Source organism: Nocardioides sp. Root190 (assembly GCF_001428565.1).
Classification (GTDB): domain Bacteria; phylum Actinomycetota; class Actinomycetes; order Propionibacteriales; family Nocardioidaceae; genus Nocardioides.
The window spans coordinates 247,468-274,135 of record NZ_LMIA01000009.1 but is presented as its reverse complement, the minus strand read 5'-3'; the positions used below and the strand labels follow the sequence as shown (position 1 = coordinate 274,135).

27 protein-coding genes and 3 tRNA genes are annotated in these 26,668 nt (G+C 70.5%); 14 read left to right on the top strand and 16 right to left on the bottom strand.

Annotated features, from left to right (window positions below; translation table 11 throughout):
- Positions 1–42 precede the first annotated feature (42 nt).
- From ASE01_RS11105 to ASE01_RS11095, 3 genes are read right to left on the bottom strand one after another with little or no spacing between them, the layout of a single operon-like run.
- Positions 43–1,623 carry a GTPase gene (locus ASE01_RS11105; protein WP_056751035.1) on the bottom strand — a complete coding sequence of 527 codons (1,581 nt, stop codon included), beginning with the start codon at positions 1,621–1,623 and terminating at the stop codon, positions 43–45.
- Positions 1,620–3,377, bottom strand: a complete 1,758-nt coding sequence (locus ASE01_RS11100; RefSeq protein ID WP_235535953.1) for a dynamin family protein — start codon at positions 3,375–3,377, stop codon at positions 1,620–1,622. Before ASE01_RS11100 ends, ASE01_RS11105 begins: the two co-directional genes overlap by 4 nt.
- Positions 3,374–4,495: a PrsW family intramembrane metalloprotease gene (locus tag ASE01_RS11095; protein ID WP_056751032.1), complete on the bottom strand. Its 1,122-nt coding sequence runs from the start codon at positions 4,493–4,495 to the stop codon at positions 3,374–3,376. The genes ASE01_RS11100 and ASE01_RS11095 overlap by 4 nt, the downstream gene beginning before the upstream one ends.
- An 85-nt stretch (positions 4,496–4,580) precedes the next feature.
- Between ASE01_RS11095 and ASE01_RS11090 the strand changes: the two genes are divergently transcribed.
- Complete coding sequence (locus tag ASE01_RS11090) at positions 4,581–6,023, top strand: aminopeptidase P family protein (RefSeq protein WP_235535952.1); 1,443 nt, start codon at positions 4,581–4,583, stop codon at positions 6,021–6,023.
- Positions 6,024–6,357: 334 nt separating this feature from the next.
- Here the strand turns inward: ASE01_RS11090 and ASE01_RS25265 are convergent.
- A partial coding sequence (locus ASE01_RS25265; protein ID WP_414858530.1) for a hypothetical protein occupies positions 6,358–7,386 on the bottom strand: 1,029 nt, incomplete at its 3' end.
- 362 nt (positions 7,387–7,748) lie between these two features.
- Complete coding sequence (locus ASE01_RS11075; RefSeq protein ID WP_157537268.1) at positions 7,749–8,111, bottom strand: hypothetical protein; 363 nt, start codon at positions 8,109–8,111, stop codon at positions 7,749–7,751.
- Between the two features lie 132 nt (positions 8,112–8,243).
- On the opposite strand from ASE01_RS11075, the gene ASE01_RS11070 reads away from it, so the two are divergent.
- Positions 8,244–8,927: a hypothetical protein gene (locus ASE01_RS11070; RefSeq protein WP_056751022.1), complete on the top strand. Its 684-nt coding sequence runs from the start codon at positions 8,244–8,246 to the stop codon at positions 8,925–8,927.
- A 124-nt stretch (positions 8,928–9,051) separates the two neighbouring features.
- Positions 9,052–9,579, top strand: coding sequence for a GNAT family N-acetyltransferase (locus ASE01_RS11065; protein WP_056751019.1), 528 nt, complete (start codon positions 9,052–9,054; stop codon positions 9,577–9,579).
- 94 nt (positions 9,580–9,673) lie between these two features.
- On the opposite strand, the gene ASE01_RS11060 is transcribed toward ASE01_RS11065, so the two are convergent.
- Both ASE01_RS11060 and ASE01_RS11055 read right to left on the bottom strand, forming a co-directional pair.
- Positions 9,674–10,720, bottom strand: a complete 1,047-nt coding sequence (locus tag ASE01_RS11060) for a phosphotransferase family protein (RefSeq protein ID WP_056752144.1) — start codon at positions 10,718–10,720, stop codon at positions 9,674–9,676.
- Positions 10,717–11,796, bottom strand: coding sequence for a TIGR03857 family LLM class F420-dependent oxidoreductase (locus tag ASE01_RS11055; RefSeq protein WP_056751016.1), 1,080 nt, complete (start codon positions 11,794–11,796; stop codon positions 10,717–10,719). Before ASE01_RS11055 ends, ASE01_RS11060 begins: the two co-directional genes overlap by 4 nt.
- Positions 11,797–11,945: 149 nt before the next feature.
- On the opposite strand from ASE01_RS11055, the gene ASE01_RS11050 reads away from it, so the two are divergent.
- Entirely contained in the window at positions 11,946–13,292 is a 1,347-nt protein-coding gene (locus tag ASE01_RS11050; RefSeq protein WP_056752139.1) for an NAD-dependent malic enzyme, read from the top strand.
- 12 nt (positions 13,293–13,304) lie between these two features.
- Here ASE01_RS11050 and ASE01_RS11045 read toward each other — a convergent pair whose 3' ends face one another.
- Positions 13,305–14,384, bottom strand: a complete 1,080-nt coding sequence (locus ASE01_RS11045) for a hypothetical protein (RefSeq protein ID WP_056751014.1) — start codon at positions 14,382–14,384, stop codon at positions 13,305–13,307.
- A 55-nt stretch (positions 14,385–14,439) separates the two neighbouring features.
- On the opposite strand from ASE01_RS11045, the gene ASE01_RS11040 reads away from it, so the two are divergent.
- From ASE01_RS11040 to ASE01_RS11030, 3 genes are all read left to right on the top strand, one after another.
- Positions 14,440–15,192 (top strand): SDR family oxidoreductase, encoded by a 753-nt coding sequence (locus ASE01_RS11040; RefSeq protein ID WP_056751010.1) that lies wholly within the window; start codon positions 14,440–14,442, stop codon positions 15,190–15,192.
- Between the two features lie 4 nt (positions 15,193–15,196).
- Positions 15,197–15,727 carry a TetR/AcrR family transcriptional regulator gene (locus tag ASE01_RS11035; RefSeq protein ID WP_056751009.1) on the top strand — a complete coding sequence of 177 codons (531 nt, stop codon included), beginning with the start codon at positions 15,197–15,199 and terminating at the stop codon, positions 15,725–15,727.
- A 74-nt stretch (positions 15,728–15,801) separates the two neighbouring features.
- Positions 15,802–15,878 (top strand) — tRNA-Arg (locus tag ASE01_RS11030).
- A 127-nt stretch (positions 15,879–16,005) separates the two neighbouring features.
- On the opposite strand, the gene ASE01_RS11025 is transcribed toward ASE01_RS11030, so the two are convergent.
- Genes ASE01_RS11025 through ASE01_RS11010 form a run of 4 tightly spaced genes read right to left on the bottom strand, consistent with a single transcriptional unit; the run spans position 16,006 to position 19,431 of the window.
- Positions 16,006–17,166: an acyl-CoA dehydrogenase family protein gene (locus ASE01_RS11025; protein WP_056751006.1), complete on the bottom strand. Its 1,161-nt coding sequence runs from the start codon at positions 17,164–17,166 to the stop codon at positions 16,006–16,008.
- On the bottom strand, positions 17,163–18,185 hold the full coding sequence (locus tag ASE01_RS11020; protein ID WP_056751003.1) for an adenosine deaminase: 1,023 nt from the start codon (positions 18,183–18,185) through the stop codon (positions 17,163–17,165). Before ASE01_RS11020 ends, ASE01_RS11025 begins: the two co-directional genes overlap by 4 nt.
- Positions 18,186–18,190: 5 nt before the next feature.
- Positions 18,191–18,928 (bottom strand): DsbA family protein, encoded by a 738-nt coding sequence (locus tag ASE01_RS11015; protein ID WP_056751001.1) that lies wholly within the window; start codon positions 18,926–18,928, stop codon positions 18,191–18,193.
- Positions 18,928–19,431 (bottom strand): MauE/DoxX family redox-associated membrane protein, encoded by a 504-nt coding sequence (locus ASE01_RS11010; protein WP_056750998.1) that lies wholly within the window; start codon positions 19,429–19,431, stop codon positions 18,928–18,930. The genes ASE01_RS11015 and ASE01_RS11010 overlap by 1 nt, the downstream gene beginning before the upstream one ends.
- 84 nt (positions 19,432–19,515) lie before the next feature.
- On the opposite strand from ASE01_RS11010, the gene orn reads away from it, so the two are divergent.
- Positions 19,516–20,151, top strand: coding sequence for an oligoribonuclease (orn, locus tag ASE01_RS11005; protein ID WP_056750996.1), 636 nt, complete (start codon positions 19,516–19,518; stop codon positions 20,149–20,151).
- Positions 20,152–20,211: 60 nt separating this feature from the next.
- A tRNA-His gene (locus ASE01_RS11000) sits at positions 20,212–20,284 on the top strand.
- A gap of 79 nt (positions 20,285–20,363) precedes the next feature.
- Here ASE01_RS11000 and ASE01_RS10995 read toward each other — a convergent pair.
- Together ASE01_RS10995 and ASE01_RS10990 are read right to left on the bottom strand one after the other, a co-directional pair.
- A complete protein-coding gene (locus tag ASE01_RS10995) occupies positions 20,364–20,675 on the bottom strand; it encodes a hypothetical protein (RefSeq protein WP_056750994.1) in 312 nt (103 codons plus the stop codon).
- A 158-nt stretch (positions 20,676–20,833) separates the two neighbouring features.
- Positions 20,834–21,031 (bottom strand): hypothetical protein, encoded by a 198-nt coding sequence (locus ASE01_RS10990; RefSeq protein WP_056750991.1) that lies wholly within the window; start codon positions 21,029–21,031, stop codon positions 20,834–20,836.
- Positions 21,032–21,175: 144 nt separating this feature from the next.
- Between ASE01_RS10990 and ASE01_RS10985 the strand changes: the two genes are divergently transcribed.
- Together ASE01_RS10985 and ASE01_RS10980 are read left to right on the top strand one after the other, a co-directional pair.
- A complete protein-coding gene (locus ASE01_RS10985) occupies positions 21,176–21,481 on the top strand; it encodes a GntR family transcriptional regulator (protein ID WP_200958815.1) in 306 nt (101 codons plus the stop codon).
- Between the two features lie 25 nt (positions 21,482–21,506).
- A complete protein-coding gene (locus ASE01_RS10980; protein WP_056750989.1) occupies positions 21,507–22,367 on the top strand; it encodes a bifunctional helix-turn-helix transcriptional regulator/GNAT family N-acetyltransferase in 861 nt (286 codons plus the stop codon).
- 16 nt (positions 22,368–22,383) lie between these two features.
- On the opposite strand, the gene ASE01_RS10975 is transcribed toward ASE01_RS10980, so the two are convergent.
- Positions 22,384–23,337 carry a pirin family protein gene (locus ASE01_RS10975; protein ID WP_056750984.1) on the bottom strand — a complete coding sequence of 318 codons (954 nt, stop codon included), beginning with the start codon at positions 23,335–23,337 and terminating at the stop codon, positions 22,384–22,386.
- Between the two features lie 97 nt (positions 23,338–23,434).
- Between ASE01_RS10975 and ASE01_RS10970 the strand changes: the two genes are divergently transcribed.
- The gene (locus tag ASE01_RS10970) at positions 23,435–25,000 is read left to right on the top strand and encodes a phytoene desaturase family protein (protein WP_056750982.1); all 1,566 of its coding nucleotides are present in this window, start codon (positions 23,435–23,437) and stop codon (positions 24,998–25,000) included.
- A gap of 73 nt (positions 25,001–25,073) precedes the next feature.
- A tRNA-Lys gene (locus ASE01_RS10965) sits at positions 25,074–25,146 on the top strand.
- Positions 25,147–25,190: 44 nt separating this feature from the next.
- Here the strand turns inward: ASE01_RS10965 and ASE01_RS10960 are convergent.
- Positions 25,191–25,553 carry a hypothetical protein gene (locus ASE01_RS10960; protein ID WP_235535975.1) on the bottom strand — a complete coding sequence of 121 codons (363 nt, stop codon included), beginning with the start codon at positions 25,551–25,553 and terminating at the stop codon, positions 25,191–25,193.
- Between the two features lie 126 nt (positions 25,554–25,679).
- Here ASE01_RS10960 and ASE01_RS10955 point away from each other — a divergent pair, with 126 nt between their 5' ends.
- On the top strand, positions 25,680–26,378 hold the full coding sequence (locus ASE01_RS10955) for a GAF and ANTAR domain-containing protein (protein ID WP_056750975.1): 699 nt from the start codon (positions 25,680–25,682) through the stop codon (positions 26,376–26,378).
- The last annotated feature ends 290 nt before the right edge of the window (positions 26,379–26,668 follow it).

Sequence of the window (26,668 nt, the reverse complement as noted above, 5' to 3'; positions counted from 1 at the left end):
GGATGTGCAGGACGAGCGGTCGTCCCGACGACCCGAGGGACGTCAGGGACGAGCGCCGGCGATGCCCCGCCGGAAGGCGGCGTACGACGTCAGCTCCGCGGCGACCGGCTTGGTGACCTGGGTCTCGAGGACCTGGTGCACGATCGAGCGCAGTCGTTCGTCCGCCTCGTCGGCGCGGGTGCGGGCCAGTCCACCGACCATCCCGCGGGCCACGACGGCCAGCACGAGACCCAGCACGAGGCCCGCGACCCCGACGACCAGCGGCAGCGCGAGGCCGGCCACCTCCGGAAGGTCCTCGACCGTGCCGCGGACGGCGGCGTAGCCCCACCAGCCGAGGCCGCCCACGAAGGCAGCGAGGAGGACCCAGTGCAGGACCCGGACCAGGTTGAGCCAGATCGGCAGTCGGCCACCGAGGTCGACCCGGCCGAGCTCACGGTCCAGCTCGTCGGAGATCTCCGCGAGGCGTCCGGTCGCGGCACTGCGAAGGTGCGAGGCCCAGGCACGTCCGACGCCCTCGCCGGCCTCGTCGGCCAGTCCGCGGATGGCGGTGTCGACCGTGGGACGGTCCAGCGGCGAGATCCGGGGGTCGTCGTCGATCGCGTCGACGTCGGCGTCACGCCGGCTGAGCAGCTGGAGCGGCGGCCAGGTGACGGCCGCCCGCGCCTTGGTGCCGACGGTGCGCTCGATGCCACTCACCACGGCCGAGACGCCCGCGGCGTCCGCGACGGCCTCCTCGAGCTCACGGGTGCGCTGGGCAGGGAGCTCCCGAGGGGAGGTCGTGCCTCCGGCGGCCTCGAGTCGACCGGCGGCGGCAGCGATGTCGGCCTCGACCCGCGAGGTCGTGCTCCGCTTGTCCTGCACGCGCCGGTGGATCTCGGCGCGGAGCTCGGCCATGCCGATGCCCTCCTTCGCCGAGATCGGCAGGACGGTGACGTCCGGGAGACCGTCGGCGGCCAGCAGGCGACGGACGTCGTCGACCATCGCCTGGCGGCGGTCGACGGGCACCGTGTCGATGTGGTTGAGCGCCACGAGGATGACGTCGCCGTGGGTCGCCATCGGCTTGAAGTAGCGGTCGTGGACCGCGGCGTCGGCGTACTTCTGCGGGTCGAGGATCCAGACCATCAGGTCGGACACCGCGATCAGGCGGTCCACCTCGAGGTGGTGGGCGACCTCGGTCGAGTCGTGGTCGGGCAGGTCCAGCAGGACGACGCCGTCGAACGCACCGTCCTCGCGGCGGGTGTCGAGCATCGAGTCACGCATGGTCTGGTGACGCGGTGGGATGCCCAGCCAGTCGAGCAGCTCCTCCGCTCCCTCGCTCCCCCACACGACCGCAGTCGCCCAGGAGGTCGTGGGCCGACGGATGCCGACCGAGGACAGCTCGAGGCCGGTGAGGGCGTTGTACGTCGACGACTTGCCCGAACCGGTCGCGCCAGCGATGGCGACGACGGTGTGGCGTGCCGAGAGGCGGAGCCGGCCGGTGGCCTTGTCCGCGGCGGCGGCGACCTCGTCGAGGAGCTCGTCGGGCACCCGTCCCCGCGCCGCGAGAGCCGCGTCGCCGAGGCTGCTGACGCGGCCTCCGATCGCGGTGCCGCGCGTGGCGAGGTCACCCAGGTCGTTCGTCACAGGTGTCCACCTGTTCCCTTCTTGGCTGCGGCGAACCGCAGGTCGTCGACCCGTCGCGCCGCCTGGCGCAACTGGTCTGCGGCGTCCGGCTTGAGCTGCCACTCCGCGGCGGGCGCGAGGTAGCGGGCGCGCTCGGCACCCATCAGTCCGGTGAGCCGACGTGCAAGCGTGCCGCGGGCCTGGTCCAGGACCCGGGCCGTCGCGTCCTCACCGAGGATCGTCTCGAGCAGGGTGCGCCCCAACCGGACCGACTCAGCGGACTGGCCGCCGGGCTGCTCGCCGGCGAGGGCGACGACGCCGAGGGTCGCGGACAGGCCGTTGACGCCCAGGGCGAGGAAACGGGCACTGTGCCGGGCGTCGCCCGCCTCGTGCCGGACGAATTCCTGGAGCTCCTCCTGCCAGCCTCGGATCTCCTGCGCAGCACGGCTGCGCATCCCGCGGCCGGCGCGGGTGAGGTCGTCGGCGGTCGAGGCGAGCAGGGCTTCGCCGTAGGTCTCCTGCCGCCAGGCATCCGAGGCGAGGGCCGCGGACCGCTCGGCGTGGTCGGCAGCCAGTGCCAGCAGGGCCATCTCGATCGCGACCGTGACCCGCTCGGCCTGCTGGGGCTTGCCCTTGATGGCATTGACCAGGCGCTCGCGCACGAAGCCGACCTTGGCCTCCAGGGAGCGGACCAGCTCGCCGCTGCCGACGAACTCCTGCCAGCGTGCCAACAGGTCCCCGCGCAGGAGCGAGCCGTCGGAGGCGGCCGTGACGATCGTGGCCTGCGCGCCGTCGTACACCTGGTCGGCGGCGGCGAGCAGACCACTCACGGCGTCGACCTGGAGGGCGGCGGCGTCGGCGATCGGGAACGCCTTGCGCGTCACCGTGCGCACGGCGCCGGCGACGGTCTGGTTGACGACGTCGCGGCGCGCCGCGGCATCGGCGGCCAGTGCCTCCAGCCAGCCACGGATCTCGGCGCCGTACGACGCCGGCAGGAGTCCCTCCTCGCTGACCGTGCCCTGGGCGACCGCGAACAGCGGGCTGTCCTTGAGGCCGCGCGCGGCCATCATCCGGGCCAGGTGCACCGACACCGTCGACACGTCGTCGGGGGGCGTGCGGCTGAGGACCAGGGCGACCGCGGTGTTGCGCTCGACCGCGAGCTTGAGGTGGTCCCACGGGACCTGGTCGGAGTAGCGGGCGGCCGAGGTGACGAAGAGCCACAGGTCGGAGGCGGCGAGCAGCTGGCTGGCCAGCTCGCGGTTGCGCTCGTCGACGGAGTCGACGTCCGGTGCGTCCAGGATCGCCAGTCCTCGCGGGACCTGCAGGCTCGGGACGAGCTGGATGGCGGACTGGTCGTTGGTCGCCTGCTGGACCCGGGAGAGGTCCGGCAGGAGGCGGTCGGCGCCGAACCAGCGGGCGTCGTCCGGGTGGTGCACCAGGACGGGCGAGCGGGTGGTCGGGCGCAGCAGACCGGGCGTGGTCACCTTGTGGCCGATCAGCGTGTTGACCAGCGTCGACTTGCCGGACCCGGTGGAGCCGCCGACGACGACGAGCAGCGGCGCCTCGATCTCGGTCAGCCGCGGGATGATGTAGTCCTCGAGCTGCTCGATGACGTGGTCACGACCGACGCGCAGTGCCGCGACCCCCGGGAGGTCGAGCGGGAGCGGCGCCGCCTTGAGCGAGCCGTTCAGCCGGATGACTTCGGTGAGCATGCGACCACTCGGGTCGTCGTAGGGCAGGTCGGCACCGGTCGGGGCCTGGTGTCCGGGGGTCATCGCTGGGGTACCACCTGTCCGGGGAACGCGATCCGGGGTCGGGCCGCCTGAATGCGGCCGAGGAAGTCCTGCCCGCGCACCTGCCAGTCCTTCGGCGCTGTGCCACGCAGCAGCCGATGGTGCAGGAAACCGAGCTCGATCGCTGCCTGTTGGTAGTCGCGCATCGCCCGCTCGGCCTCGCGGCCGCCGCTGGCCCTGGCGTGCCGGCGCGCATCGCGCCGCCCGCGCAGGTTGACGACCCAGCCGATGTCGGTGGCCGGGAGGAGGCCACGATCGGCCGCGTCGGTGAGCGCGGCACGCAGCACGGTCGCCTCGGTCTCACGGGCCCACCACGAGAGCGCGATCATCGCGATGAAGGCGGGCGCCATGATGACGACGTACACGACGACGAAGCTGCCGAGACCGAAGACGGTGGAGCCGTTCCAGAGCCCGTGGGCCAGGACGGCGAGGAGGTAGCCGCCCAGCGGCGCGGTCCAGCGGACCAGCGGGCTGCGCGAGGCGACCGCGAGGCCGACACCGACGCCGATGAAGGCCGTGAAGAGCGGGTGGGCGAACGGGCTGAAGAGGCAGCGCACCACGAACGTGCCGGTGACGGCCTCGGCACCGCCCGGGCCCATGCCGTCGACGCCGTTGTAGGCAGCCGCGAGGTAGAGGATGTTCTCGGTGAACGCGAAGCCGACACCGACCATCCCGGCGTACACGATGCCGTCGAGGATGCCGTCGAGCTCTGCTCGGCGCCACCAGAGGAGCAGCACCAGGAACAGGCCCTTGCTCGCCTCCTCCACGACGGGGGCCGCGACGGCCAGCGAGAAGTCGTCGGTGAAGCCCACCAGGAGGCCACCGATGCCCTGAAGGACCAGCGCAGCCATCGTCGCCACGAAGGCACCCCAGGCCAGGCCGGAGGCCAGCAGGATCCGGGGCTCGGGCTCGTAGCGGTCGAGCCAGAGGTACGCCGCCAGGACCGGGCCCACCGGCAGCGCAGCGAGCGCCGTGGCCAGCAGGGTGGTGCCGGGCGCACCGGACAGCGCGAGCACGAGCAGGGTCAGCAGGGCCCCGGCAGTGACCGCCACGGTCACCACGACCGTGAAGGCAACACTGTTGCGGGGGCCTGGACGCATGGGCCGCAGCCTATCGGGATGCTCCGGTCAGCCCTTGATCGCCGGTGGCGGCGTCGGACCTGCCTCGCGGCGTAGAGTCGGGAAGGTGAGTGAGGACGCCCCCCTGAACACGCCGTCCGCCGTACCCGGAGCGGACCTCAAGACCGAGCAGCACGACCCCGCCGTCCCCGAGGCGTACGCCGCCTTCATGCGGACCGGGTGGGACGAGCGGCCCGCCGAGATCGAGCGGCATCCCCTGGCCGACCTGGCCATCGGGCGGCGCTCCCGACTGGCCGAGGCCTTCCCCGGCGAACGCCTGGTCCTGCCGGGCGGCGGCTACCAGGTGCGCGCCTACGACACCGACTACCGCTTCCGCGCCGACACGGCTCATGCCTACTACTCCGGCAACCACACCTCCGACGCGGTGCTCGTCATCGAACCGGACGGCGCGCCCGTGCTCTACGCCCGGCCCCGATCGGGGCGGGACAGCGACGAGTTCTTCCGGGACCGTCAGTACGGCGCCCTGTGGGCCGGCAAGCGGCCCTCCGCCGAGGAGCTCGAGGCCGCCCTCGGCATCGAGGTCCGCCACGTCGACCGCCTGAACGACGACCTCGCGGCCGGCACCAAGACCCGGGTCCACCGCGGCGTGTCCGCTGCCGTCGACGGCCTGGTCCCCGCTGACGAGGCCCGCGACGCCGAGCTCGCCCGCGTGCTCTCGGAGATGCGGCTCGTGAAGAACGACTGGGAGGTCGCCGAGCTCCAGGCCGCCGTCGACGCGACGGCCCTGGGCTTCGAGGACTGCGTGCGCGAGTGGGACCGCGTCATCGAGCACGGTGAGCGCTGGCTGGAGGGCACGTTCTTCCGCCGCGCCCGGACGATGGGCAACGACCTCGGCTACGACTCGATCGTCGCCGGCGGCCCGCACGCGACGACCCTGCACTGGATCGAGAACTCGGGCGCGATCGTCCCCGGCGACCTCGTGCTGCTCGACATGGGCGTCGAGGGCGCCAACCTCTACACCGCCGACGTGACCCGCACCCTGCCGGTCTCGGGCACGTTCACTCCCCTGCAGCGCGACCTCTACACCCTGGTCCTCGACGCCCAGGAAGCCGCGATCGCGGCCCTGCGCCCCGGCGCGAAGTTCCTCGCCGGGCACGAGGCCGCCATGGTCGTGCTCGCCCACGGTCTCGACGACCTCGGCCTGCTCCCCGTCCCGGTGGACGAGGCCCTCTCCCCCGACTCCAAGGTCTACGCCCGCTGGACCCTGCACGGCGTCAGCCACATGCTCGGCATGGACGTCCACGACTGCGGCCACGCCGCCCCCGAGGCCTACCGGGACGCCGAGCTCGTCGAGGGGATGGTCCTCACCGTCGAGCCCGGCCTCTACTTCCAGGCCGACGACCTGCTCGTCCCCGAGGAGCTGCGTGGCATCGGCATCCGGATCGAGGACGACATCGTCGTCACCGCCGACGGGATCCGGAACCTGTCGGCATCGCTGCCGCGCACCGCGGACGCCGTCGAGGAATGGATGGGCTCGCTGCGCGGGTGAGCCGTTGCCGGGTCGAGACGACCGGGCGTGCCTGTACCCCGCCGATGACACTCTCTCGGCGGGGTCTGGCGTCTCTCAGGGATCGATGACCTGGGGTGGGTCGAGGGCTCTGGTGCCGCCGGGGCCGACGAGGAAGAGCCGCCCGCGAGGGCTGGTCCAGAGGAAGTGCCCCGGCGTGAGGCTCAGGTAGCGCCACTCGCTGAAGGTCTTGGCGCGGTGATGTCGTCTGCAGAGCGGGTGGAGGTTGCAGGGGCAGGTGGGTCCGCCCTTGCGATGTGGGATCTCGTGGTCGATGTCGCACTTGGCGGCGGGTGTCGTGCAGTTGGGGAAGCTNGGGTGGAGGTTGCAGGGGCAGGTGGGTCCGCCCTTGCGATGTGGGATCTCGTGGTCGATGTCGCACTTGGCGGCGGGTGTCGTGCAGTTGGGGAAGCTGCAGGTGTGGCGTCGTGACCTGACTCTGTGTTTGTGGCGGTCGGGGATCTCGTAGGAGTCGACCGGGATGCAGTCCGCCAGGTTGATGACCGGGCGGATGATGATGCTGGTGGTTTCGCGGGAGCGGAGCCATTGCTTGATCTGTGCGGTGGTGACGGGTTTGTCTCCCCACCTGCCGACGGGGTTCGCGGGAGCGGAGCCATTGCTTGATCTGTGCGGTGGTGACGGGTTTGTCTCCCCACCTGCCGACGGGGTTTTCACCGGTGAGGGTGGTGTCGGTGATGTGGAGGTCCATCACGACCTTGCGACCGGCGGAGCGGACGGTGATCTCACCGGTGTCCTCGTCGGCGGTGAGGAGGTCCAGTGCCAGGTCACGACGCGCGATCGCACCCACTGCTTGTGCTCGTCGGGCGTCGAGGGAACTGTCGTCGCCGAGACGTCCCCGGACTTCTGCTTCGCGGGCGATGGCCTGGTTGAAGTCGTGGCCGTCGGCAACGTCGACCACGGCGGTGATGAGCGCGTTGCCGTGCTCGTCGACGTCGGAGACGTCGCAGAACCGGTGCTCTCGGGCTTTCTGGCGCTCTGCCTCGGCTCGTTCGGGGTCGAACCGGAGGATCGCTTGGGTGATGAGTCGGTCGAGCTGGTTCCAGCCCACATTGGCGACGGCGGCGAGCTGGCGGTCGACGAATGCTGCGGCGTCTTGGGTGAGGGGGCGGGTGGCGTCGGCGATGCGGTGGGCCTTGTACGGCGGGATCCGGCCCGCGATGACGGAGGCGTAGAACGTCGGGAGTCGCCAGGCGCATTCGATGATGCGTCCGACGTGCATCCGACCCCCGTCGGGGGTGCGACCCAGGACCGCGATGAGTTCCATCAACGCGAACTCACTGACCAGTGGAGCACCCAGCCCGGCGATCGGAACCCCGGTGTCCACGACACCCGCGAGGACGGTCGCTGCGCCCTCGACGGTCTCGACGACGTTCTGGTCCGCCCATGCCACGACCGCGACCCATTCGCGGACCTCGGAGGCCAGACGGCCCTTTGATTCGACACCGAGCTCGGTCAACAGCTCACCGACCGAGCAGCCGTCGTAGCGGCCGATCAGTGCAGTAGGTGCGGTCCCGAGATCCATACCCATATTGGATCACGACCCACCGACACTTCATAGCGTTGCGTTGCGGCCTGTGGAGAACGCGCTCCCCGTTGGGAAATGTGGACAGCACCAGGCCTCATCACGCACCTGCGCACCACTGACTAACGATCGGACACGCCGATGAGCGACTGCGCAGCCGGACATCAGCGCTCCGCGCGAGCAGCCTTGACCTCTCGACGAACGTCATCGGTGTTGAAGACGTACTTGATCTTGAACTCGGGACCGAGTTCCGCCTGCAGTTCTTGGCTGAGGGCGTGTCCGCGGCGATCGTGGTCCACATGATCGAGGCTCACCCGCTCGGTGATGGTCGCCGTGTACTCGTCCACCCAGGCGCGCAGGCGATCCCGGAGTGCAGGCGTGATCGGCAGCAGATCCTCCGGCTCGCGGTCCGACAGGAACAGGTGTTCGAACTTGGAGCCCGGGTAGTCCCAACCCAGATCTGGCCAGAGCGCCACGCCGCTCGTGTCATCTGTCATGAGCCGAATCGTCATGTGATCGCCGCGCACAATGCCGATTGTGCTCCCACGCGTGCTGACGCACCCGCCCCTGCCACGGTCAGTACTCATTCGAGCTGAGCGCGTACGAGGGCACGTGCTTGGATTGCGCCGACTACTGACGCATTCGGGAGGTTGACGGTCGTGTCGAAGCCCTTGAGGGACGACAAGGATCCCGTGACACAGGCTCAGGACGACTACGACACCGCGATCGAGACGGTTGCCGGCGCAGTCGATCCTCCTGTCAACAGCGACTCTCAACGCCCGGCAAAGCGCCCATCCTTCGCCGACAGCGTAGAAGAGACTGGTGCCATCAGGGCGAAGGCCGAGGAGCCGATTCTGCAGATGTTGGCTGAGGTGGGCATCTGCGTGGACTCGACGGACGAGCTGGATGAGCGAGAAGTGCGGAGGAGTCCGGCTGCCTTGGCGGTGCTGATGGACCAGTTTGAGCGTGGCGGACAGCCGTACTGGCTGGCATCACTTCTCGGGCACCTGCTGAGCACGAAGGCCTCCCGGTCCTACTGGGAACGTCTCAAGGCCATCTACCTCAAGCCCGGCAGCATGGGCCAGCGTGATGGCGCAGCCCAGGCGTTGGCCGCCTGCGCGACACGCGAGCACTACGACGAACTGGTCGGGTTCTTGACGTTGGAAAGGCGCGGCGACTCCAGGATCCACTTCCTCAGGAAGGTGGCGACCCTCGGGAAGGACGAGGGCTGGGACGTGATCGAGTCCTATCGGCTCCATCCGGTGCTGGGCAAGGAAGCCACGGCGATGCTGCGCCGCCGCGAAAGTCGCAGAAGCAGGACGGCGGCGGCGACTTCGCCGTGACCATCGGCCTGGGCCGTCCGACCATGGCGACCGTTTGTGCCAAGAAGCGGCCGGGACACCGACCTTGACGAGGTCCTTGTCGGCTGCTCAGAACGGATCGTCCACCGCTCCCTAGGATCACCCCATGCCCGCCCACCCCACCTTCCGCGCCGCCACCACCGACGACGTCGACGCGATCGTGGCGCTGGTCCAGTCGGCGTACCGCGGCGACTCCAGTCGGACCGGGTGGACGACGGAGGCCGACCTCCTGGACGGCCAGCGGACCGAACCCGACGCAGTGCTGGCCTCGATCGCTGCGGCCGACAGCGTCGTGGTGCTCGCCGAGCGCGACGAGTCACTGGCGTCCTGCTGCCACGTCGAGCGGCGGGGCGAGCGCTGCTACTTCGGGATGTTCGCCGTCGACCCGGCACGCCAAGGGGACGGTCTCGGCCAGCAGGTGATGGCGTACGCCGAGGAGCTGGCCCGCAGCCGGTGGGGGTGCACGGTCATGGAGATGACGGTGATCCGCCAGCGCACCGACCTGATCGCCTTCTACGCGCGGCGCGGCTACACGGACACCGGCCGACGCTCACCCTTTCCGTACGGCGACGAGCGCTTCGGAATCCCCCGGCGCGACGACCTCGAGTTCACCCTGCTCGAGAAGGCGCTCTGAGCAGAGCGCCACGAAGGGGCGGCGGGTTCCGGCACCGGGTCACCGGGTCTCGAGACGGTCGCTGCGCGACCTCCTCGACCAACGGGAGGGGCGCTCAGATGACGTCGAACGTGCCGAGGTCCCGGATCGCGGCGCAGGAGCGGGTCGTCATCACCGCGAACATCTGGTCCCCGCGCTCGGTGCGGGTGCCGTACGCCTGGCCGAAGACAGCGACGAGCGGGACCTGGAGCTGGGCGAAGCGGTAGTCGTCCCAGCAGTCCTCCAGCGAGTACGACGGGACGCCGTACCCCAGGAGCGCGCGGTGGTACGCCGCAACCAGGTCCTGCTCCGAGGCTCGGCGCAGGTCGGGGTCGAGGCTGGTGGCGATCACGTAGGCGAGGTCGCGGGCGGGCAGGGCGAGGCTCAAGGTCTGCCAGTCGACGGCCACGACGCCGGGGCCGCCGTCGGGCGGGAAGAGGAGGTTGTCGAGGCGGTAGTCGCCGTGGACAGGAGCGAAGCGATCGGCACGCGCCAGCGCCCACCTCTCGAGGACAGCCGGCACCTCCCGCACCGTGGCGGCGTCCTCCTCGGAGAGAAGTCCGTCGAGGTTGGCGAGGAACAGGTCGACCGAGGGGCCGAACAGCTCGGCCATCAGGGCGGCGTCGTCGGGGCCGTTGACCGACAGGCCCTCGATGTCGAGGAGCGTGGGGTCGCACCAGCGCGGTCCGTGGAGGCCGGCGAGGTTCACGACGGCGTCCTCGACCTGGGCTGCGGTGCAGCCTGCGATCTGGTCCCCCTGGACAGCGGGGGCCAGGTCCTCGAGGAGAAGCACGAACTCGCCGTCCTCCCCGACGCCTTCGGCGTGATGCATCAGGGGCGCACGGACGGCGAGCGTCGGCAGGAGCTCACGGTAGAAGCGGAGCTCGGTGCGGTACGGGTTGGCGAGCAGGGCGCGGGCACCGGGGTCAGCGGCGGGCAGCTTCGCCAGCACGGTCGACAGGAGCCCCGGCTCACCGGTCAGGGTGAGTCGGTAGCAGGTGCCGATCTGTCCGGTGCCGACCGGTTCGGCGGTCACGGTGTCCACCCGGTGGCCGAGGGCGTCACCCAGCCAGTCGGGGGTGAGCTGGCCGACCTCGGTGACGAGCGGAAGCGCCGCCTTCATCGCGCCGCCGCCCAACCGGGGTTGGCCGGGAGTACGTCGAGGGCGGCGCCGTCGCGCACCTCGCGCCAGGCCTCCAGGACCGGCGCGAGCTCGCTCGGCGTCGCGCCGTGCAGGACGACCGAGTCGGCGCCGGCGTCGAGCTGGTCCTGGACCCGACGGGCACAGGTCTCGGCGGACCCGACGGCCGCCGCGGCGAGCCACTCCTCGGGCAGCACCTCGTCGCGCAGCCGGCTGAGGTCCTCGACGGTCCCGACGGCGTCGAAGGCACCCGGGTAGCCCTGGACCAACGGGTGCTCGCGGAAGCGCTGCAGGTCCTCCAGGGACCAGCCGTTGGCACGGACCAGCACCTCGCCGTATCCCTGGAGGTACGTCGCGAGGCGACCCACCAGCTTGCGCAGCCGCGCCTCCTCGGGGATCGAGTCCTCCACCGTTGCCAGCACCGACCAGATCCGCACCGAGGCCGGGTCGCGCCCGGCCTCCTCCGCGGCTCCGCGAACGGTCGCGACGGCACGGGCGAGGGTCTCGTCGGTGAAGAAGGTGTGCAGCACGACACCGTCGGCGATCGTGCCGGCCAGCCGCAGCGACTTCTCCCCGATCGCCATCATCAGCACCGGGATGTCCTCGTCGAAGGATGCGTCCTGGGACAGGAAGGGGTACGTCCCCGCCGGACCGTCGTGGTCGAAGGCCTCACCGTGCCAGAGCCGCCGGTAGATGCCGATGGCGTCGGCCATCTGCGCCCCGGTCACCCGGGGCAGGCCCATCAGGTCGAAGAGCAGGTCGAACCCGCGCCCGAGGCCGAGCGCGTAGCGACCCTCGCTCAGCCGGTGCGCCGTCGTCGCGAGCGTCGCCGTCACCAACGGATGGCGGGTGTTGTGATTGGTGGCGGCCGTCGCGATGCCGATCCGCTCGGTCGCCGCCGCGACGGCGCCGGCCATGACGCCCGCGTCCTTCACGTTGAACCGTTCGGACAGGAAGACGGACCCGATCCCGAGGCGCTCGGCGAGGCGCACCTCGTCCAGGAGGTCCCGCGGCGAGTCAGTGTGTCCGGCCAGTCCGTAGCAGCCGATCTCAGGCATCACCGGCGAAGCATGACACCAGACTGGACAGGTGTCCAGCAATCTGGTCGTTGAGTTCGCCCGCTTGCGACTTCCCAGTAACCCCCGCGCGGGACCAGACTCGACCCGTGCCCTCCAAGACCGCCACTGCCTCGTCGTACTCCATCACCATGCGCCTGCACACCACCGTCGACCACGGTGTCGTCGGCGAGGTCGCGACGGCGATCGCCGGAGCAGGGGGCATGGTCACCGCGATCGACGTCGCCGAGTCGAGCAACCAGCGGCTCACCGTGGACGTCACCTGCTCGGCCGCCGATGCCGAGCACGCCGAGGAGCTGACCGCGGCCGTGAAGGCCGTGGAGGGCGTCGAGGTGCACAAGGTCTCCGACCGGACCTTCCTCATCCACCTCGGCGGCAAGATCGAGGTCAGCTCCAAGGTCCCGCTCAAGACCCGCGACGACATGTCGCTGGCCTACACCCCGGGCGTGGGGCGGGTCTCGATGGCGATCGCCGAGAACCCCGAGGACGTCCGTCGCCTGACCATCAAGGGCAACGCCGTGGCGGTCGTGACCGACGGCAGCGCCGTCCTGGGACTCGGCAACATCGGACCGGGCGCCGCGCTCCCGGTGATGGAGGGCAAGGCCGCGCTGTTCAAGCGCTTCGGCGAGATCGACGCGTGGCCGATCTGCCTGGACACGCAGGACACCGACGAGATCGTGCGCACCGTCGAGCTGATCGCCCCCGGCTTCGGTGGCATCAACCTCGAGGACATCGCCGCGCCCCGCTGCTTCGAGATCGAGGCCCGCCTGCGCGAGCGCCTCGACATCCCCGTCTTCCACGACGACCAGCACGGCACCGCGATCGTCGTGCTCGCCGCTCTGACCAACGCCCTCCGCGTGGTCGACAAGACCATCGGCGAGGCCCGGGTGGTCGTCTCGGGTGCGGGCGCCGCGGGTACGGCGATCGTGAAGCTCCTGATCGCCGGCGGGGCCAAGGACGTCGTGGTCGTCGACCGGTCCGGCGCGCTCGCCGCGGGCGACGAGGGCCTCTCACCCTCGCACGAGGAGCTCGCCTCGCTGACCAACCGCGACGGCCGACGTGGCGGACTCCAGGACGTCCTCGCCGGCGCCGACGTGTTCATCGGCGTGAGCGCGCCCGGCATCCTCCAGCCCGAGTGGATCTCCGCCATGGCCGAGAACCCGGTCGTGTTCGCACTGGCCAACCCCGACCCGGAGGTGGACCCCGCGCAGGCAGCGAAGTACGCCGCCGTGGTGGCCTCCGGTCGCTCCGACTTCCCGAACCAGATCAACAACGTGCTGGCGTTCCCGGGCGTCTTCCGCGGGCTGCTCGACGCGCGCGCGACCGAGGTCACCGTGGAGATGTGCCTGCGCGCCGCCGACGCGATCGCGCACGTCGTGCACGACGACGAGCTCAACGCGAGCTTCATCATGCCGTCGGTGTTCCACCCCGAGGTGCACCACGCGGTCGCCGCCGCGATCGCCCACAAGTCGGAGTGATCCGCCGCGAGGTCAGCTCGGCGCGACGTACGTGCCGCGGCCGGTCGGCAACGGCAGGTCGAGCGTCGTCCTGATCCCCGGGTCGGCAGCGATGACGTCGGGGATCGCGTTCACGATCCGACCGCAGGCCGCCACGATCGCGGCGTGGTTGTGGTCGCCGTGCTCGCTGCTCGGCACGATGTCGACGACATAGCTCGGCTCCCCCGTGATCTCGACCCGGTAGGCACCTCCGCCCGATGACGGACGGGCCCAGTCGGGCCGCAGGTCGTCGCGGGTGCGGGTGACGTGCTCGACCACGATCGCCGGGTGGCCGTCGACCATGCCGCTGATGGAGAAGTGCAGCGCCGCGATGGTGCCCTTCTCGATCGTCCCCGCAGCGATCTCGTAGGTCTCGGGAGCCGGCTCGGCCTCCCAGAACTCGACGATCTCGTCGACCTCGATGCCGATGGCGGTGGCCATCATCCGGATCGCCGTACCCCAGGCCAGACCCAGCACGCCGGGCAGGAAGAGCATCGGGGTCGAGTCGAGTCGATGACCGAAGCCCATCAGGTCGAACATGACCTCCGCGCCGTCGTACGTCGCGTAGTCGGCGAGCTCGTAGCACGTGATCTGCTCGATCCGCTGGCAGGTGCTGGCCAGCGCGAGCGGGACCAGGTCGCTGGCCCAGCCGGGGTCGACGCCGGTGATGTAGACCGATGCACCGCCCGCCCTGGCGGACGTCTCGACCTTGTCGATGACCTTCTGCGGCATCGTGCCCCACGGGAACTGCAGCGTCCCGGGCGCCGAACCGACGACGTCGATCCCTGCCTCGAGCAGCGCGCGGACGTCGTTGGTGGCCTCGACCGGTCGGGTGTCCCCCATCGCGCAGTAGACGACACAGTCCGGACTCGTCGCGATGACCTCGTCCAGCGAGCCGACCGCGCGCACGCCCGTCTCGACGTCGATCCGCGCGAGCTCGCCGGCGTCGACACCCACCTTGGCGGGCGTGGAGACCCCCACCGCGACGAGCTCGAACCGGGCGTCCTGGATGAGCTGGCGCAGGGTGAGCATGCCGGCGTTGCCGGTCCCGACCTGGGCGACACGAATGACCATGGGCGGAGTGTAGAACGTGTTCTAGAAATAGGAAAACACTGTTACCCTGCCGCGCATGGGACGAGTGGACGACAAGGTCGTGCTGATCAGCGGCGGCGCACGCAACATCGGTGGCGCCAGCGCGCGGATGCTGGTCGAGCAGGGCGCCAGGGTCGTCATCGGCGACCTCCTCGACGAGGAGGGCCAGGCGCTCGCCACGGCCCTGTGCGAGGAGTTCGGGGAGAGCGCGGCGCGCTACGTCCACCTCGACGTGACCTCCGCGGAGGACTGGGCCGCAGCCGTCGCCCTGGCCCTCGCCGAGTTCGGCAGGCTCGACGTGCTGTTCAACAACGCCGGGATCTTCAACGGCGGGCAGATCCAGCGCTACAAGCAGTCGCAGTGGCAGGAGATGCTCGACGTCAACCTGACCGGCGCCTTCCTCGGCATCCAGGCAGCGACCGATGCATTGATCGCCGCTGGTGGCGGCTCGATCATCAACACCTCCTCCATCGAGGGGCTGCGCGGCACCCCGTGGGCGCACGGGTACGTCGCCTCCAAGTGGGGCCTGACCGGGCTGACCAAGTCCGTGGCCATGGAGCTCGCCCCGCACGGCATCCGCTGCAACTCCCTGCACCCGGGCCGGATCAGCACGCCCGCCACGGACCAGATGCCCGAGGGCCTGATCCCCATCCCGCTCGGCCGGGCCGGTCAGCCCGAGGAGGTCGCGGCGTTCGTGGTCTTCCTCGCCAGCGACGAGTCGTCCTTCGCCACCGGCTCGGAGTTCGTCGTCGACGGCGGCACCGTCATGCACATCCCGACCAACCTCTGACCCGATGGGCCGCGACCCCCTGACCGCGGACCGGATCCACGCGGAGGCGCTGCGGATCCTGGACACCGAGGGCATCGCGGGCCTGCACGCACGCAACCTCACCCGGCAGCTCTCCTGCTCGACCAAGACGATCTACCAGCTGGTCGGCAACAAGGAGGCCCTCGTGCGCGGCGTCGTCGCGCGCGCCTTCACCGAGATGGACCTGCAGTTCCGCCCCGGCCCCGACCTGCCCACCACGGTGACCAACTGGGCGCGCACGCTGCACCACGAGATGCTTGCCCGACCCTGGCTGGGGACGCTGATGACACCGGACGACCGCGACGCGACGGTCGCGTACGTCGTACGGCTGGTCGACGCGCTCGACGGACACGGGCTCCGGCGACGGGACGCGGTCACCGTGGCGGGCAACGTCGGGCACTGGACGGTCGCCACCACGCTGCTCGACATCCGCGCGCCCGGCGAGTGGGACCACCCCGAGCGCTTCGAGGAGACGCTGGACTGGCTGGTGCGCGGGATCGTGCAGGTCCACACATGAGGAGCACCGCCCCGAGGAGCACCGCTCGGCCGGTGACCCTAGAATCGGGCGCTGGGACGGCTGGATCGTCCCGTGCCTCCGTAGCTCAGCTGGATAGAGCAGGAATCTTCTAAGTTCTTGGCCGCAGGTTCGAATCCTGCCGGGGGCGCCACCAGCACCACCGGGGCGCTCACCGCCGCCGCGCGACGGCGCGCCTCCCACGGCGAGCCGGCCGGTCGTCGTACAAAAGCAGTGGCCCCGCGGAAGGTATGAGCTCCGTGGGGCCTGAACAATTGCCCTCAGCGGAAGGCCGACTCCCCCGTGAGCGCCCGTCCGATGACGAGCTGGTGCACCTCACTGGTGCCTTCATAGGTCAGCACCGACTCGAGGTTGTTGGCGTGCCTCATGATCGGGTACTCCAGCGTGATCCCGGCGGCCCCCAGGATCGTGCGGCACTCGCGGGCGATCGCGATCGCCTCGCGGACGTTGTTGAGCTTGCCGAGGCTGACCTGGTCCGACCGCAACCGACCGGCGTCCTTGAGCCGCCCGAGGTGCAGCGCCAGCAGCATCCCCTTGCCGAGCTCGAGGCTCATGTCCGCGAGCTTCGCCTGGGTGAGCTGGTACGACGCCAGGGGACGCTCGAAGATCTCCCGCTCCTGCGCGTACGAGATCGCCACGTCCAGACAGTCGCGGGCCGCTCCGAGCGCGCCGAACACGATCCCGAAGCGCGCCTCGTCCAGGCAGGACAGCGGTCCCTTCAGCCCACGGACCTCGGGGAAGGCGGCCGACGCGGGGAGGCGCACGTCGGACAGGACGAGCTCGCTGGTCACCGACGCCCGCAGCGACATCTTCCGCTTGATCTCGGGAGCGGAGAAGCCCGGCGTGTCCGTCGGCACCACGAAGCCGCGGATGCCGTCGGTGGTCTGCGCCCAGACCACGGCGACGTCAGCGACCGAGCCGTTGGTGATCCACATCTTGGTGCCGTTCAGCACCCACTCGTCGCCGTCCCGTACGGCCCTGGTGCGCATGCCCGCCGGATTCGAACCGAAGTCGGGCTCGGTGAGCCCGAAGCAGCCGATCGCCTCACCCGCGGCCATCCGCGGCAGCCACGTCTCCCTGTGCTCCTCGCTGCCCCACTTCCAGATGCCGAACATCGCGAGCGATCCCTGCACCGAGACGAGCGAGCGCAGACCGGAGTCGGCTGCCTCGAGCTCGAGGCAGGCCAGGCCGTAGGCGGTGGCGCTCGTGCCGGCACAGCCGTAGCCCTCGAGGTGCATGCCGAGCACGCCGAGGTCGCCGAGACCGCGAGCCAGGTCACGGACCGGGATCGAGGCGTCCTCGTACCAGTCCCCGAGGTGCGGACGGACCCGTGCGTCGAGGAAGGAGCGCACGCTGTCGCGCATCGCTCGTTCCTCCTCGGAGAGGAGGGAGTCGATGTCGAAGAGCTCCAGCGGGGTCATGCGTGCGCGTCGATCTCGGCGACCAGCCGCGCCTTCACGTCGTCGGGCGCGAAGGACGCACCGACACCGGTCCGCGCGAGCTCGGCGACGCCGCCCCGGTCGAGCGCGAGCAGGTCGGCGGCGATCTCGTACTCGCGGTTGAGCGTAGTGCCGAACATCGGCGGATCGTCGGAGTTGATGGTCACCACGACACCGGCCTCCACGAAGCGTGGCAGCGGGTGCTCGGCGAGCGAAGGGACGGCACGGGTCGCGATGTTGGACGAGGGACACACCTCGAGCGGGATCCGGTTCTCGGCCAGGTACGCCAGCAGCGCGGGGTCCTGGGCGGCGGAGGTGCCGTGGCCGATCCGTTCGGCGCCGAGGTCGCGCAACGAGGTCCAGATCGTCTCCGGGCCGGTGGTCTCGCCCGCGTGGGGCACCGAGCGCAGGCCGGCGGCACGTGCAGCGGCGAAGTGCGGGATGAACTGCTCGCGCGGGACACCGATCTCCGGACCGCCGAGCCCGAACCCGACCAGGCCCTCGGGCCGGTGGTCGAGCGCGAATCGCAGCGTGGCGTCGGCGGCCGGCAGGCCCGACTCCCCCGGGATGTCGTAGATCCAGCGCAGCACGAGCCCGAAGTCGCGCTCGGCCGCGATCCGTGCGTCCTCGATGGCCTCGGTGTAGGCCTCGATCGCCATCCCCTTCGCAGGGTCCTCGGGCAGGACCGACGTGTACGGCGTGCAGGTGAGCTCGGCGTAGCGGACCGACTGACCCTGCGCGAGCTCGCGCCCGACCTCGTAGGTCAGGTAGCGCACGTCCTCGGGCGTGCGCACCAGGTCGACCACGGCGAGGTAGACCTCGATGAAGTGCGCGAAGTCGCGGAACGCGAAGAAGTCCTTCAGCAGGTCCGGGTCCGCCGGCACCGTCCCCGGATGGCGCTCGGCCAGCTCGGAGACGATCCGCGGTGAGGCGGACCCGACGTGGTGGACGTGCAGCTCGGCCTTGGGCAGGCCGGCGATGAACTCCCGCAGCTCGGACACGGAGGTCAGTCCAGCGCCTTCACCAGGTTGTCCGCAACGTCCTGGACGGTGCGACCGTCCTCGAACACCTCGCCGTCGAGGATGACGGTCGGCGTGCCCTGGACGTCGGCGTCCTTGGCCTCGGCGGTCGCGGCCTCGACCCAGTCGCGGTGGCTGACGCCCTCGATGCCCTCGCGCACGACGGCCTCCTCGGCGCCGGCCTCGACGGCGAAGGCGACCAGGTCGTCGTCGCTCACCGAGTCAGGGTCCTGCTCGGACGGCTGGTTCTCGAACAGCAGGTCGTGGAACTTCTTCGCCACCTCGGGGCCCGACTCCTCGAGCAGGAGCGCGAACGCACTGGCCGCGCGGATCGGGTAGTCACCGAAGCTGGGGCTCAGGAGGTCGAAGGGCCGGTACTCGACCAGCACCTTGCCGTCGGCGGCGAGCCGCTCCAGGTCGTCGCGGGTCTCGGCCTCGAGGGCTCCGCAGTACGGGCAGAGGAAGTCCTCGTAGATGATCACCGTGTGCGGGGCGTCGGCGTCGCCGATGGTCACGCCGTACTCACTGGAACCGGCGGGCGCCGCCTTGACGTCCTTCTTGTTGAGCAGGCTGACCGTGATGGCTCCACCGACGATGAGCGCCATCGCGGCGACGACCCCGACGATCGTCAGGATCCGACGACGGGTCTCCCGCCGAGCCTGAGCAGCCCGCTCGTCGGCGACCTTCTGCGCTCGCGCGCTGGCCTTCGAGTTGTTGGAGGACATCAGTTCTCAGCTCCTTCAGGTGCACCGGCGGCGGGCACCGGGCGACGTACGAACAGTAGGGAATCCAGGGCGAGGGGGGTACGCCGCAGCGCGGCCACCAGCACCGAGGCGGCGAGGAGTGCGACGTCGCGGGCGATCTCCCACGGATAGGCCGACGAGGCGCCTGGATCGGCGCCGCCGCCACCGAAGCAGCCGCAGTCGATCTCGATCCCGCGGGCCCACACCGACGCGATGCCGATGACGAAGGCCAGGAAGAGGACCGCGGAGAGCACCGCGGCACCGCGGGCGAGGACGCCGAGCACCAGGGCGAGACCGATCACGACCTCGACGGCCGGAAGCGCCAGCCCGACTGCCTCGGCGAGCGAGGAGGGCAGCAGCTGGTAGGCGCGGACTGCGGCGATGCTGGCGTCGGGCTCGGTGATCTTGAGGGCGCCGGCCACGATCCACACTCCACCGGTCACGAGCCTGGCGAGCAGACCCACCCAGGCCAGTGTTCGGTTCACGGACCCGAGATTAGAGGGCTCCTCTGAGCGGCTCCTGAGAAGCCGTGTCGGGCCGTTCGGCAGGCAGGCGTAGGGTGCAGCATCGTGAGCGAACGACTGGTCTGGATCGACTGCGAGATGACGGGGCTCGACCTGGTCAACGACGCCATGATCGAGGTGGCGGCCCTGGTGACCGACTTCGATCTCAACGTCCTCGGCGAGGGCGTCGACATCATCATCAAGCCTCCGGCCGAGGCGCTCGACCAGATGATCGACTTCGTGCGCACCATGCACGTGAACTCCGGACTGTTGAAGGAGCTCGAGAACGGAGTCACCCTGCGCGAGGCCGAGGAGCAGGTGATGGCCTACCTGCGCGAGCACTGCGCGCCGGACAGCCGTCCCGCCCTGGCCGGCAACTCCGTGGCCACCGACCGCGGCTTCGTCGCGCGCGACATGTCCGAGCTGGACGGGTTCCTGCACTACCGGATCGTCGACGTCTCCTCGATCAAGGAGCTCTCCAAGCGGTGGTTCCCGCGCTCCTACTTCAATGCCCCCACCAAGCGCGGCAACCACCGCGCACTGGCGGACATCCAGGAGAGCATCGAGGAGCTCCGGTACTACCGGGACACCGTCTTCGTGCCGCTTCCGGGCCCCGACGCGGACATCGCACGTGAGGCCGCAGCACGCCACGGCGGGTCCATCACCGGCCTCGGCGTGCCCACTGCCGACACCGATTCCTAGTTCCGGACGAGCTACTACTACACTCGTCTCCGCCGACGTGGCCACGGTTGCGTCGACATGGTGGGTATAGCTCAGCTGGTAGAGCGCCGCCTTGTGGTGGCGGATGTCGCGGGTTCAAGTCCCGTTACTCACCCCGATGCTGGCCTGCGGAGACCTCGGTCCCGCAGGCCAGCTGCACTTTTCGACCGTCGGGCGCGTTCCGCAGAGCCTGCTCAGTCGTCGATCTCCCACACCGCCACGAAGTCGGGGTGGGCGCGATCGGCGACGGCGCAGCGGCGGAGGTAGTCCACCGTCATCTCGGAGGCGATCATCTGCCCGTCCAACCAGTGGCGGAGCTCGACGAGGTGCCCCAGCGATCGCAGGGCGAAGTTCTGCATCAACCGGTCGCGGCGGTGGGCCGCGCGGCGGGCGGCCTCCTCGCGCCGTCTCCAGACGAAGTCGAAGAGCTGCTGGACCTCGGCCGGGATCGTGGGCGCGTCGACGAGCCGCGGACGCATCCGCGGCGCGCTGGTGTCGTCAGGCATGGGGGAGCATTCTGAGCGGGCACATGGCTCGGTGGTGCCGGCGTGACCGGCGTGGGGGGTCCTCCGAGGGTCCCACACCGCCTCAGGCCGCCGAGGCGTTTTCCGGGCACCGGGTCGGCCTGCGGCGAGTCCGGCCAGATCTCATCTCGGAAGGATGATCAGAACCCTGGACCGAAGCCGTCGGTCTTCGCTGCACTGGACGTCGGATCGACGCCACCGCGCTCCAAAGCGGCGCCATGGTCGCGTTCGCGCCGCCCGGACCGGATCCGGGCGGCCTTCGGCTGGAGCAGTTCGTAGACAAGCACGAGGGCGAGCAACGCGCCGACGACGATGACGACCCACGAGAACCAGTTCATGTGACACCTGCTGTCTCCGAGCGGACGGGATCTCACCTTAAGGGCGCCCGGAGCATTCACCACCGCAGGTTTTACCTTCGGCAGCACCCGAACGGGTACCTCAGGTGGTGAACTAGCCGCCGACCCCCCATCGGAGTGACTGCCGTGCGTCCCGAAGAGATCGCCCACGACCTGCTCCGCCGGATCGACTCCGGCGAGCTCGGCTGCGGCGAACGCCTGCCCACGATCCCCCAGCTGCGCGACCACTACGGGGCGAGCGGGGCCAGCGTGGCCGCCGCGCGACAGACGCTGATCGAGGACGGCGTACTGGTCAACCGTCCCGGCGTCGGCACGGTCGTCGTCGCTGTCGACGGCGAGAACCGGCGCCTCCTCGAGGCCCGGGACCGGCTGGACCAGCAGCTGCGCGACCTGCGCCGCTACGTCGACGACCCGAACGTACGTTGGGGCTGACATCTTGTCTGACTAAGGTCAGAGAATGATCACCGACGTCCTGCGCCGCTTCAACCGCACCTGGACCCAGCGAGTCGGCGTGCTCGACGAGTCCTTCCTCGGCACCGGCCGGCCACTGGCCGTCTCGCGGTTGCTGTTCGAGATCGGCGCCGGCGACGCGAGCGTGCTCGCGCTGCGCGAGCGCCTCGACCTCGACTCCGGACACCTGTCGCGGATGCTGCGCCGACTGGAGGACGACGGCCTCCTCACCACCCAGCCCGACCCCGGCGATCGCCGGAGACGGGTCGCCACCCTGACGGCGGCCGGGCGGGCGGCGTACGACGACCTGGAGCGCCGCTCGGCCGAGCGGGCCGAGACGCTCGTGGCGCCCCTGACCAGCCGCCAGCAGGAGCGGCTCGCCGAGGCGCTCGCCACCGCGGACCTGTTGGTGCGAGCTGCCACGGTGCATCTCAGGGAGGTCACCGCCGAGGCCCCGGAGGCACTCGTCGCGACCGGCCACTACTTCGCCGAGCTCGACGCACTGTTCCCAGCCGGCTTCGACCCCGGTCCGCCCGTCCCCGAGCCGGACGCGACCTGGGTCGTGGCCACCTCCGACGGCGCCCCGGTGGCCCACGGCGGCATCCGACCGGCCCCCGCCGTGGGCCCGGACGCGGCGGAGATCAAGCGGATGTGGGTGGACTCGACGTGGCGGGGCGCCGGGCTCGGCTCACGGATGCTGCGCCACCTGGAGGACCTGGCCCGCGCCAAGGGGCACGACCGGGTCGTCCTGGACACCAACGGCCAGCTCCGCGACGCGATTGCGATGTACGACCGCTCGGGCTACTGCCGCATCGAGCGCTACAACGACAACCCCCACGCCGAGGCCTTCTTCGAGAAGGACCTCTGAGGCCTCGCGCGCCGGATCAGCCGCCGATCGGGAGACCGAAGCGACCCTTCTGGAAGTCCTCGTAGGCCGCAGCGACCTCGGCCTTGGTGTTCATCACGAACGGGCCGGCCCAGGCGATCGGCTCGCGGATCGGCTGTCCACCGACCACGATGACCTCCAGCTTCGGCGAGCGGCTCTCCTGCTTCTCGTCGGCCGCGATCGTCAGGTAGTCACCGGATCCCAGGACCGCGGTCTGGCCGGTCCGGATCGCGCTCGCGTCGGTGGCGCCGACCTTGCCGGAACCGCTGAGCACGTAGACCAGCGCGTTGTGGTCGACGTTCCAGGGCAGGTCCAGGCGCGCACCGGGCTCGACCGTCGCATGCACGAGCGTCATCGGGCTGTACGTCGAGCCGGGGCCTGCGTGGCCGTCGACACTGCCCGCGATGACCCGGACGAGCGCACCCGCGTCGGCGCCGGTCAGCAGGGCGACCTCGCTGGAGCGGATGTCCTGGTAGCGCGGGTCGTTCATCTTCGAGTCGCGCGGCAGGTTCACCCAGAGCTGGACGCCGTGGAACAGGCCACCGGCCTGGACCAGCCACTCGGGCGGGGTCTCGATGTGGAGCAGGCCGCTGCCGGCGGTCATCCACTGCGTGTCGCCGTTGGTGATCGTGCCGCCGCCGCCGTGGCTGTCCTGGTGCTCGAAGACGCCGTCGATGATGTAGGTGACGGTCTCGAAGCCGCGGTGCGGGTGCCACGGGGTGCCTTTGGGCTCTCCGGGGGCGTACTCCACCTCGCCCATCTGGTCCATCATGATGAACGGGTCGAGGTGCAACATGTCGATCCCGGCGAACGCGCGGCGAACAGGGAAGCCCTCCCCCTCGTAGCCCTGGGGTGCGGTCGTCACCTGCCAGACCGGTCGCGGCTGGTCACCCAGCCCCGGCGCCTTCAGGCGCGGCAGGACAGTCAGGTCGTCGACGGTGATCGCGGGCATGGAACCCACCTCCAGGTGTTGTGGCTCGGTGTTAGTTGCCGTGTCAACCATATCCTGCCCGGGTCCATTCCCGCCACCACGCCCTAGGGTCAGCGCCATGACCCGCTACGACGCCGTGGTGGTCGGCGCCGGCCACAACGGCCTCACCGCTGCCGCCTACCTCGCCCGCGCCGGTCTCTCGGTCCTGGTCCTCGAACGCCTCGGCCACGTCGGCGGCGCCGCGGTCTCCGCCCAGGCGTTCCCGGACTTCCCGACCAGGCTGTCGCGCTACTCCTACCTCGTCTCCCTGCTGCCCGAGCAGATCGCGACCGACCTCGCACTGGACCTCGACCTCGTGAGTCGCTCGACGGCGTCGTACTCCCCCGTCGTCCGCGGCGGGCGACACACCGGGCTCCTCGTCGAGCGGGACGAGGGCGAAGCGACCCGCGCGAGCTTCCGGGCCCTCACCGGCTCCGACGACGAGTACGACGCCTGGCGTGCCTTCTACGCAGGCCTGGGCGACCTCGCGGCGCAGGTCGCCCCGACCCTCACCCGCCCGCTGGCCACCGACGTCGAGTTGCGCCGCGCAGTGGATCCCGAGATCTGGCGCGACGTCGTCGAGCAGCCCCTGGGCCGGGCGATCGAGCGCCGCTTCCGCGACGACCTGGTGCGCGGTGTCGTCGGCACCGACGCGCTGATCGGGACCTTCGCCTCCCTGCATGACCCGAGCCTGATCCAGAACCGCTGCTTCCTGTACCACCTGATCGGCAACGGGACCGGCGAGTGGCGGGTGCCCGTCGGCGGCATGGGTGCGGTCACCGACGCGCTCGCCGGCGCGGCCGTGGCCGCCGACGCCCAGATCGTCACCGGCGCCGGGGTCAGCTCGATCCGGCCGGCCGACTCAGGGGCCGGCGCCGAGGTCCGCTGGCACGACGGCGAGCAGGAGCACGTCGTCGAGGCCGGTCACGTGCTGGCCAACGTCGCCCCCTGGGTCCTGCGGATCCTGCTCGGTGAGGACGAGGACCCGGTCACCAAGCCCGAGGGCGCCCAGCTCAAGATCAACTTCCTGCTGTCGCGGCTGCCCCGGCTGCGCTCGGGACTCGACCCAAGGATCGCGTTCGCGGGGACCCTGCACCTCGCCGAGGCACAGTCCGACCTCGAGGTCTCCTGGGCGGCAGCAACCCGCGGCGAGCTCCCCGAGCCACCGCCGGGCGAGGTCTACTGCCACTCCCTCACCGACCCCTCGATCCTCGGGGACGTCCCGGACGGCACCCACACGCTGACCTACTTCGGGCTGCACACCCCCGCGCGGCTCTTCGAGGCCGACCCCGTCGCCGCCAAGGCCGAGGCAGTCCGGCTTGCGATCGCCTCCCTCGACGCCGTGCTGGAGGACCCGATCGACTCGGTGGTGATGCGTTCGCCCTCGGGCGAGCCCTGCATCGAGGCCAGGATCCCGCAGGAGATCGAGGCCGAGCTCGCCATGCCGGGCGGCCACATCTTCCACGGCGACCTCGACTGGCCGTGGGCGTCGAGCCGGGCCCGCCTCGAGTCCCCGGCCGAGCGCTGGGGCGTGCAGACGTCGTACGACGCCGTGCTGCTGTGCGGCGCCGGAGCCCGGCGCGGCGGGGCCGTGAGCGGGCTCGGCGGGCACAACGCGGCCCACGCGCTGCTCGAGTCGCGGTGAGACGCACGCAACCCGGTCCCGATTTCACCGCCCAGCGGGCACGCTGGTAATGTTTCACCTCGCTTCACCAGATGCACCCCTAGCTCAATTGGCAGAGCAAGTGACTCTTAATCACTGGGTTCTCGGTTCGAGTCCGAGGGGGTGTACCGAACACGAGAGGCCCGGTCGTCCGACCGGGCCTCTCGCTCGTTCAGGAGCGATCCGCGTCGCGACCGCGACGGAGCAGACCGCCGCCCCACAGCGCCCACAGCACGAGCACCGGCTGGAAGAACAGGCGAGCGAAGCGCTTCTCGTCGGTGTCGAGGCCAAAGGCGTCGTTGTGCTCGACGTACTGCGCGATGTTGCCCGGGAAGATCGCCACGAAGAACGCCGCGAGCAGTCCCCCGATCAGCCGACGCCGCTTCGGGAGCGCGACGAAGGCGGCACCGAGCCCGATCTCCACGGCACCCGAGGCGAGCACCACGAAGTCCTTGTCCAACGGGAACCATTCGGGCACCTGCGCGCGGAACTCCTCGCGCGCGAGCGTCAGGTGGGTCACGCCGGCAGCAGTCATCGTGGCACCGAGGGCGATTCGGGCCAGGGTCTGGGAGAGACTCACCCCAGCACCCTACGACCAGGGGCAGGCGGTCTGCGCGAGCAACGCGTGGGTACCGCACAGACGCCAACGGAAGGGAACTCCATGCCCCACGACGGCAGCGACGCCGCCACGGCACTCGCCGGAGCGGCCAAGACCATCAACAGCCCGCGGTCCCTCGACGAGACCCTCGATGCGATCGTCCGCGCCGCGCAGCTCACGATCCCCAGCTTCGAGCACGTCGGCATCTCCATCACGCACAGCAATGGCGAGATCGAGACGCGCGCCGGCACGGGCCAGCTCGTGTGGGAGATCGACGCGCTGCAGTACGGACTGCGCCAGGGGCCGTGCTACGACGCGATCACCCACGGCGGCGTCACGATCATGCAGGACATCAAGAGCGAGACGCGGTGGCCGCAGTACGTCGCCGAGGCAGCCGCACAGGGACTGCGGGCCCAGATGGGGCTGCAGCTCTACACCGACGAAGGCGCGCTCGGCGGCCTCAACTTCTACTCCCGCGCACCCGGCATCGACCCCGACGCCGTCCAGCTCGCCGAGCTCTTCGCTGCCCACGCCTCGATCGCCCTCGGCCGGGCCCGCCACGAGCACCAGCTCAACGAGTCCGTCGCGTCGCGTCAGGCGATCGGCACGGCCGTCGGAATCATCATGGAGCGGTACCGGATCCAGGAGGACCGGGCCTTCCAGTTCCTCGTGCGGGCGTCCTCGACCAGCAACATCAAGCTCCGCACGCTGGCCGAGGAACTGGTGGCGTCCACCAACGAGCAGAACGCCGCCTCCGCCTGAGGATCACTCCGACAGGCGCACGCCCTCGGTCGACAGCCACGACGTGGACACCCTGCCCTCGAGCTCGTAGGTCACGAGGACCGTCTGCCCGTCCTGGCTCACCCTGAGCACCAGACCCGGCACCCAGCCTGATTCGACTCGGACGACAACCTGGCTCTGCGACTGCAACGGGACCCCCTGGCCGAAGGGTCGCTGAGCAACCCTGGCGCAGCCCGCGTCCTGAGCCACTCGACGAGAATCCTAGGGCAGGGCGCCGACAACGGCCGCTCCGCATCCACATTGGTGCACAC

What these genes read in the sequence shown, in the direction of transcription:
- ASE01_RS10970 (WP_056750982.1), top strand. Translation starts at nt 23,435, where the DNA reads ATGACCCGCTACGACGCCGTGGTGGTCGGCGCCGGCCACAACGGCCTC.
- ASE01_RS11025 (WP_056751006.1), bottom strand. Translation starts at nt 17,166, where the DNA reads ATGACCCCGCTGGAGCTCTTCGACATCGACTCCCTCCTCTCCGAGGAG.
- ASE01_RS11040 (WP_056751010.1), top strand. Translation starts at nt 14,440, where the DNA reads ATGGGACGAGTGGACGACAAGGTCGTGCTGATCAGCGGCGGCGCACGC.
- ASE01_RS11055 (WP_056751016.1), bottom strand. Translation starts at nt 11,796, where the DNA reads ATGCCTGAGATCGGCTGCTACGGACTGGCCGGACACACTGACTCGCCG.
- ASE01_RS11060 (WP_056752144.1), bottom strand. Translation starts at nt 10,720, where the DNA reads ATGAAGGCGGCGCTTCCGCTCGTCACCGAGGTCGGCCAGCTCACCCCC.
- ASE01_RS11050 (WP_056752139.1), top strand. Translation starts at nt 11,946, where the DNA reads ATGCGCCTGCACACCACCGTCGACCACGGTGTCGTCGGCGAGGTCGCG.
- ASE01_RS10995 (WP_056750994.1), bottom strand. Translation starts at nt 20,675, where the DNA reads ATGCCTGACGACACCAGCGCGCCGCGGATGCGTCCGCGGCTCGTCGAC.
- ASE01_RS11035 (WP_056751009.1), top strand. Translation starts at nt 15,197, where the DNA reads ATGGGCCGCGACCCCCTGACCGCGGACCGGATCCACGCGGAGGCGCTG.
- ASE01_RS10990 (WP_056750991.1), bottom strand. Translation starts at nt 21,031, where the DNA reads ATGAACTGGTTCTCGTGGGTCGTCATCGTCGTCGGCGCGTTGCTCGCC.
- ASE01_RS11065 (WP_056751019.1), top strand. Translation starts at nt 9,052, where the DNA reads ATGCCCGCCCACCCCACCTTCCGCGCCGCCACCACCGACGACGTCGAC.
- ASE01_RS11100 (WP_235535953.1), bottom strand. Translation starts at nt 3,377, where the DNA reads ATGACCCCCGGACACCAGGCCCCGACCGGTGCCGACCTGCCCTACGAC.
- ASE01_RS11015 (WP_056751001.1), bottom strand. Translation starts at nt 18,928, where the DNA reads ATGTCCTCCAACAACTCGAAGGCCAGCGCGCGAGCGCAGAAGGTCGCC.
- ASE01_RS10980 (WP_056750989.1), top strand. Translation starts at nt 21,507, where the DNA reads ATGATCACCGACGTCCTGCGCCGCTTCAACCGCACCTGGACCCAGCGA.
- ASE01_RS10955 (WP_056750975.1), top strand. Translation starts at nt 25,680, where the DNA reads ATGCCCCACGACGGCAGCGACGCCGCCACGGCACTCGCCGGAGCGGCC.
- ASE01_RS11095 (WP_056751032.1), bottom strand. Translation starts at nt 4,495, where the DNA reads ATGCGTCCAGGCCCCCGCAACAGTGTTGCCTTCACGGTCGTGGTGACC.
- ASE01_RS10975 (WP_056750984.1), bottom strand. Translation starts at nt 23,337, where the DNA reads ATGCCCGCGATCACCGTCGACGACCTGACTGTCCTGCCGCGCCTGAAG.
- ASE01_RS11045 (WP_056751014.1), bottom strand. Translation starts at nt 14,384, where the DNA reads ATGGTCATTCGTGTCGCCCAGGTCGGGACCGGCAACGCCGGCATGCTC.
- ASE01_RS10960 (WP_235535975.1), bottom strand. Translation starts at nt 25,553, where the DNA reads ATGACTGCTGCCGGCGTGACCCACCTGACGCTCGCGCGCGAGGAGTTC.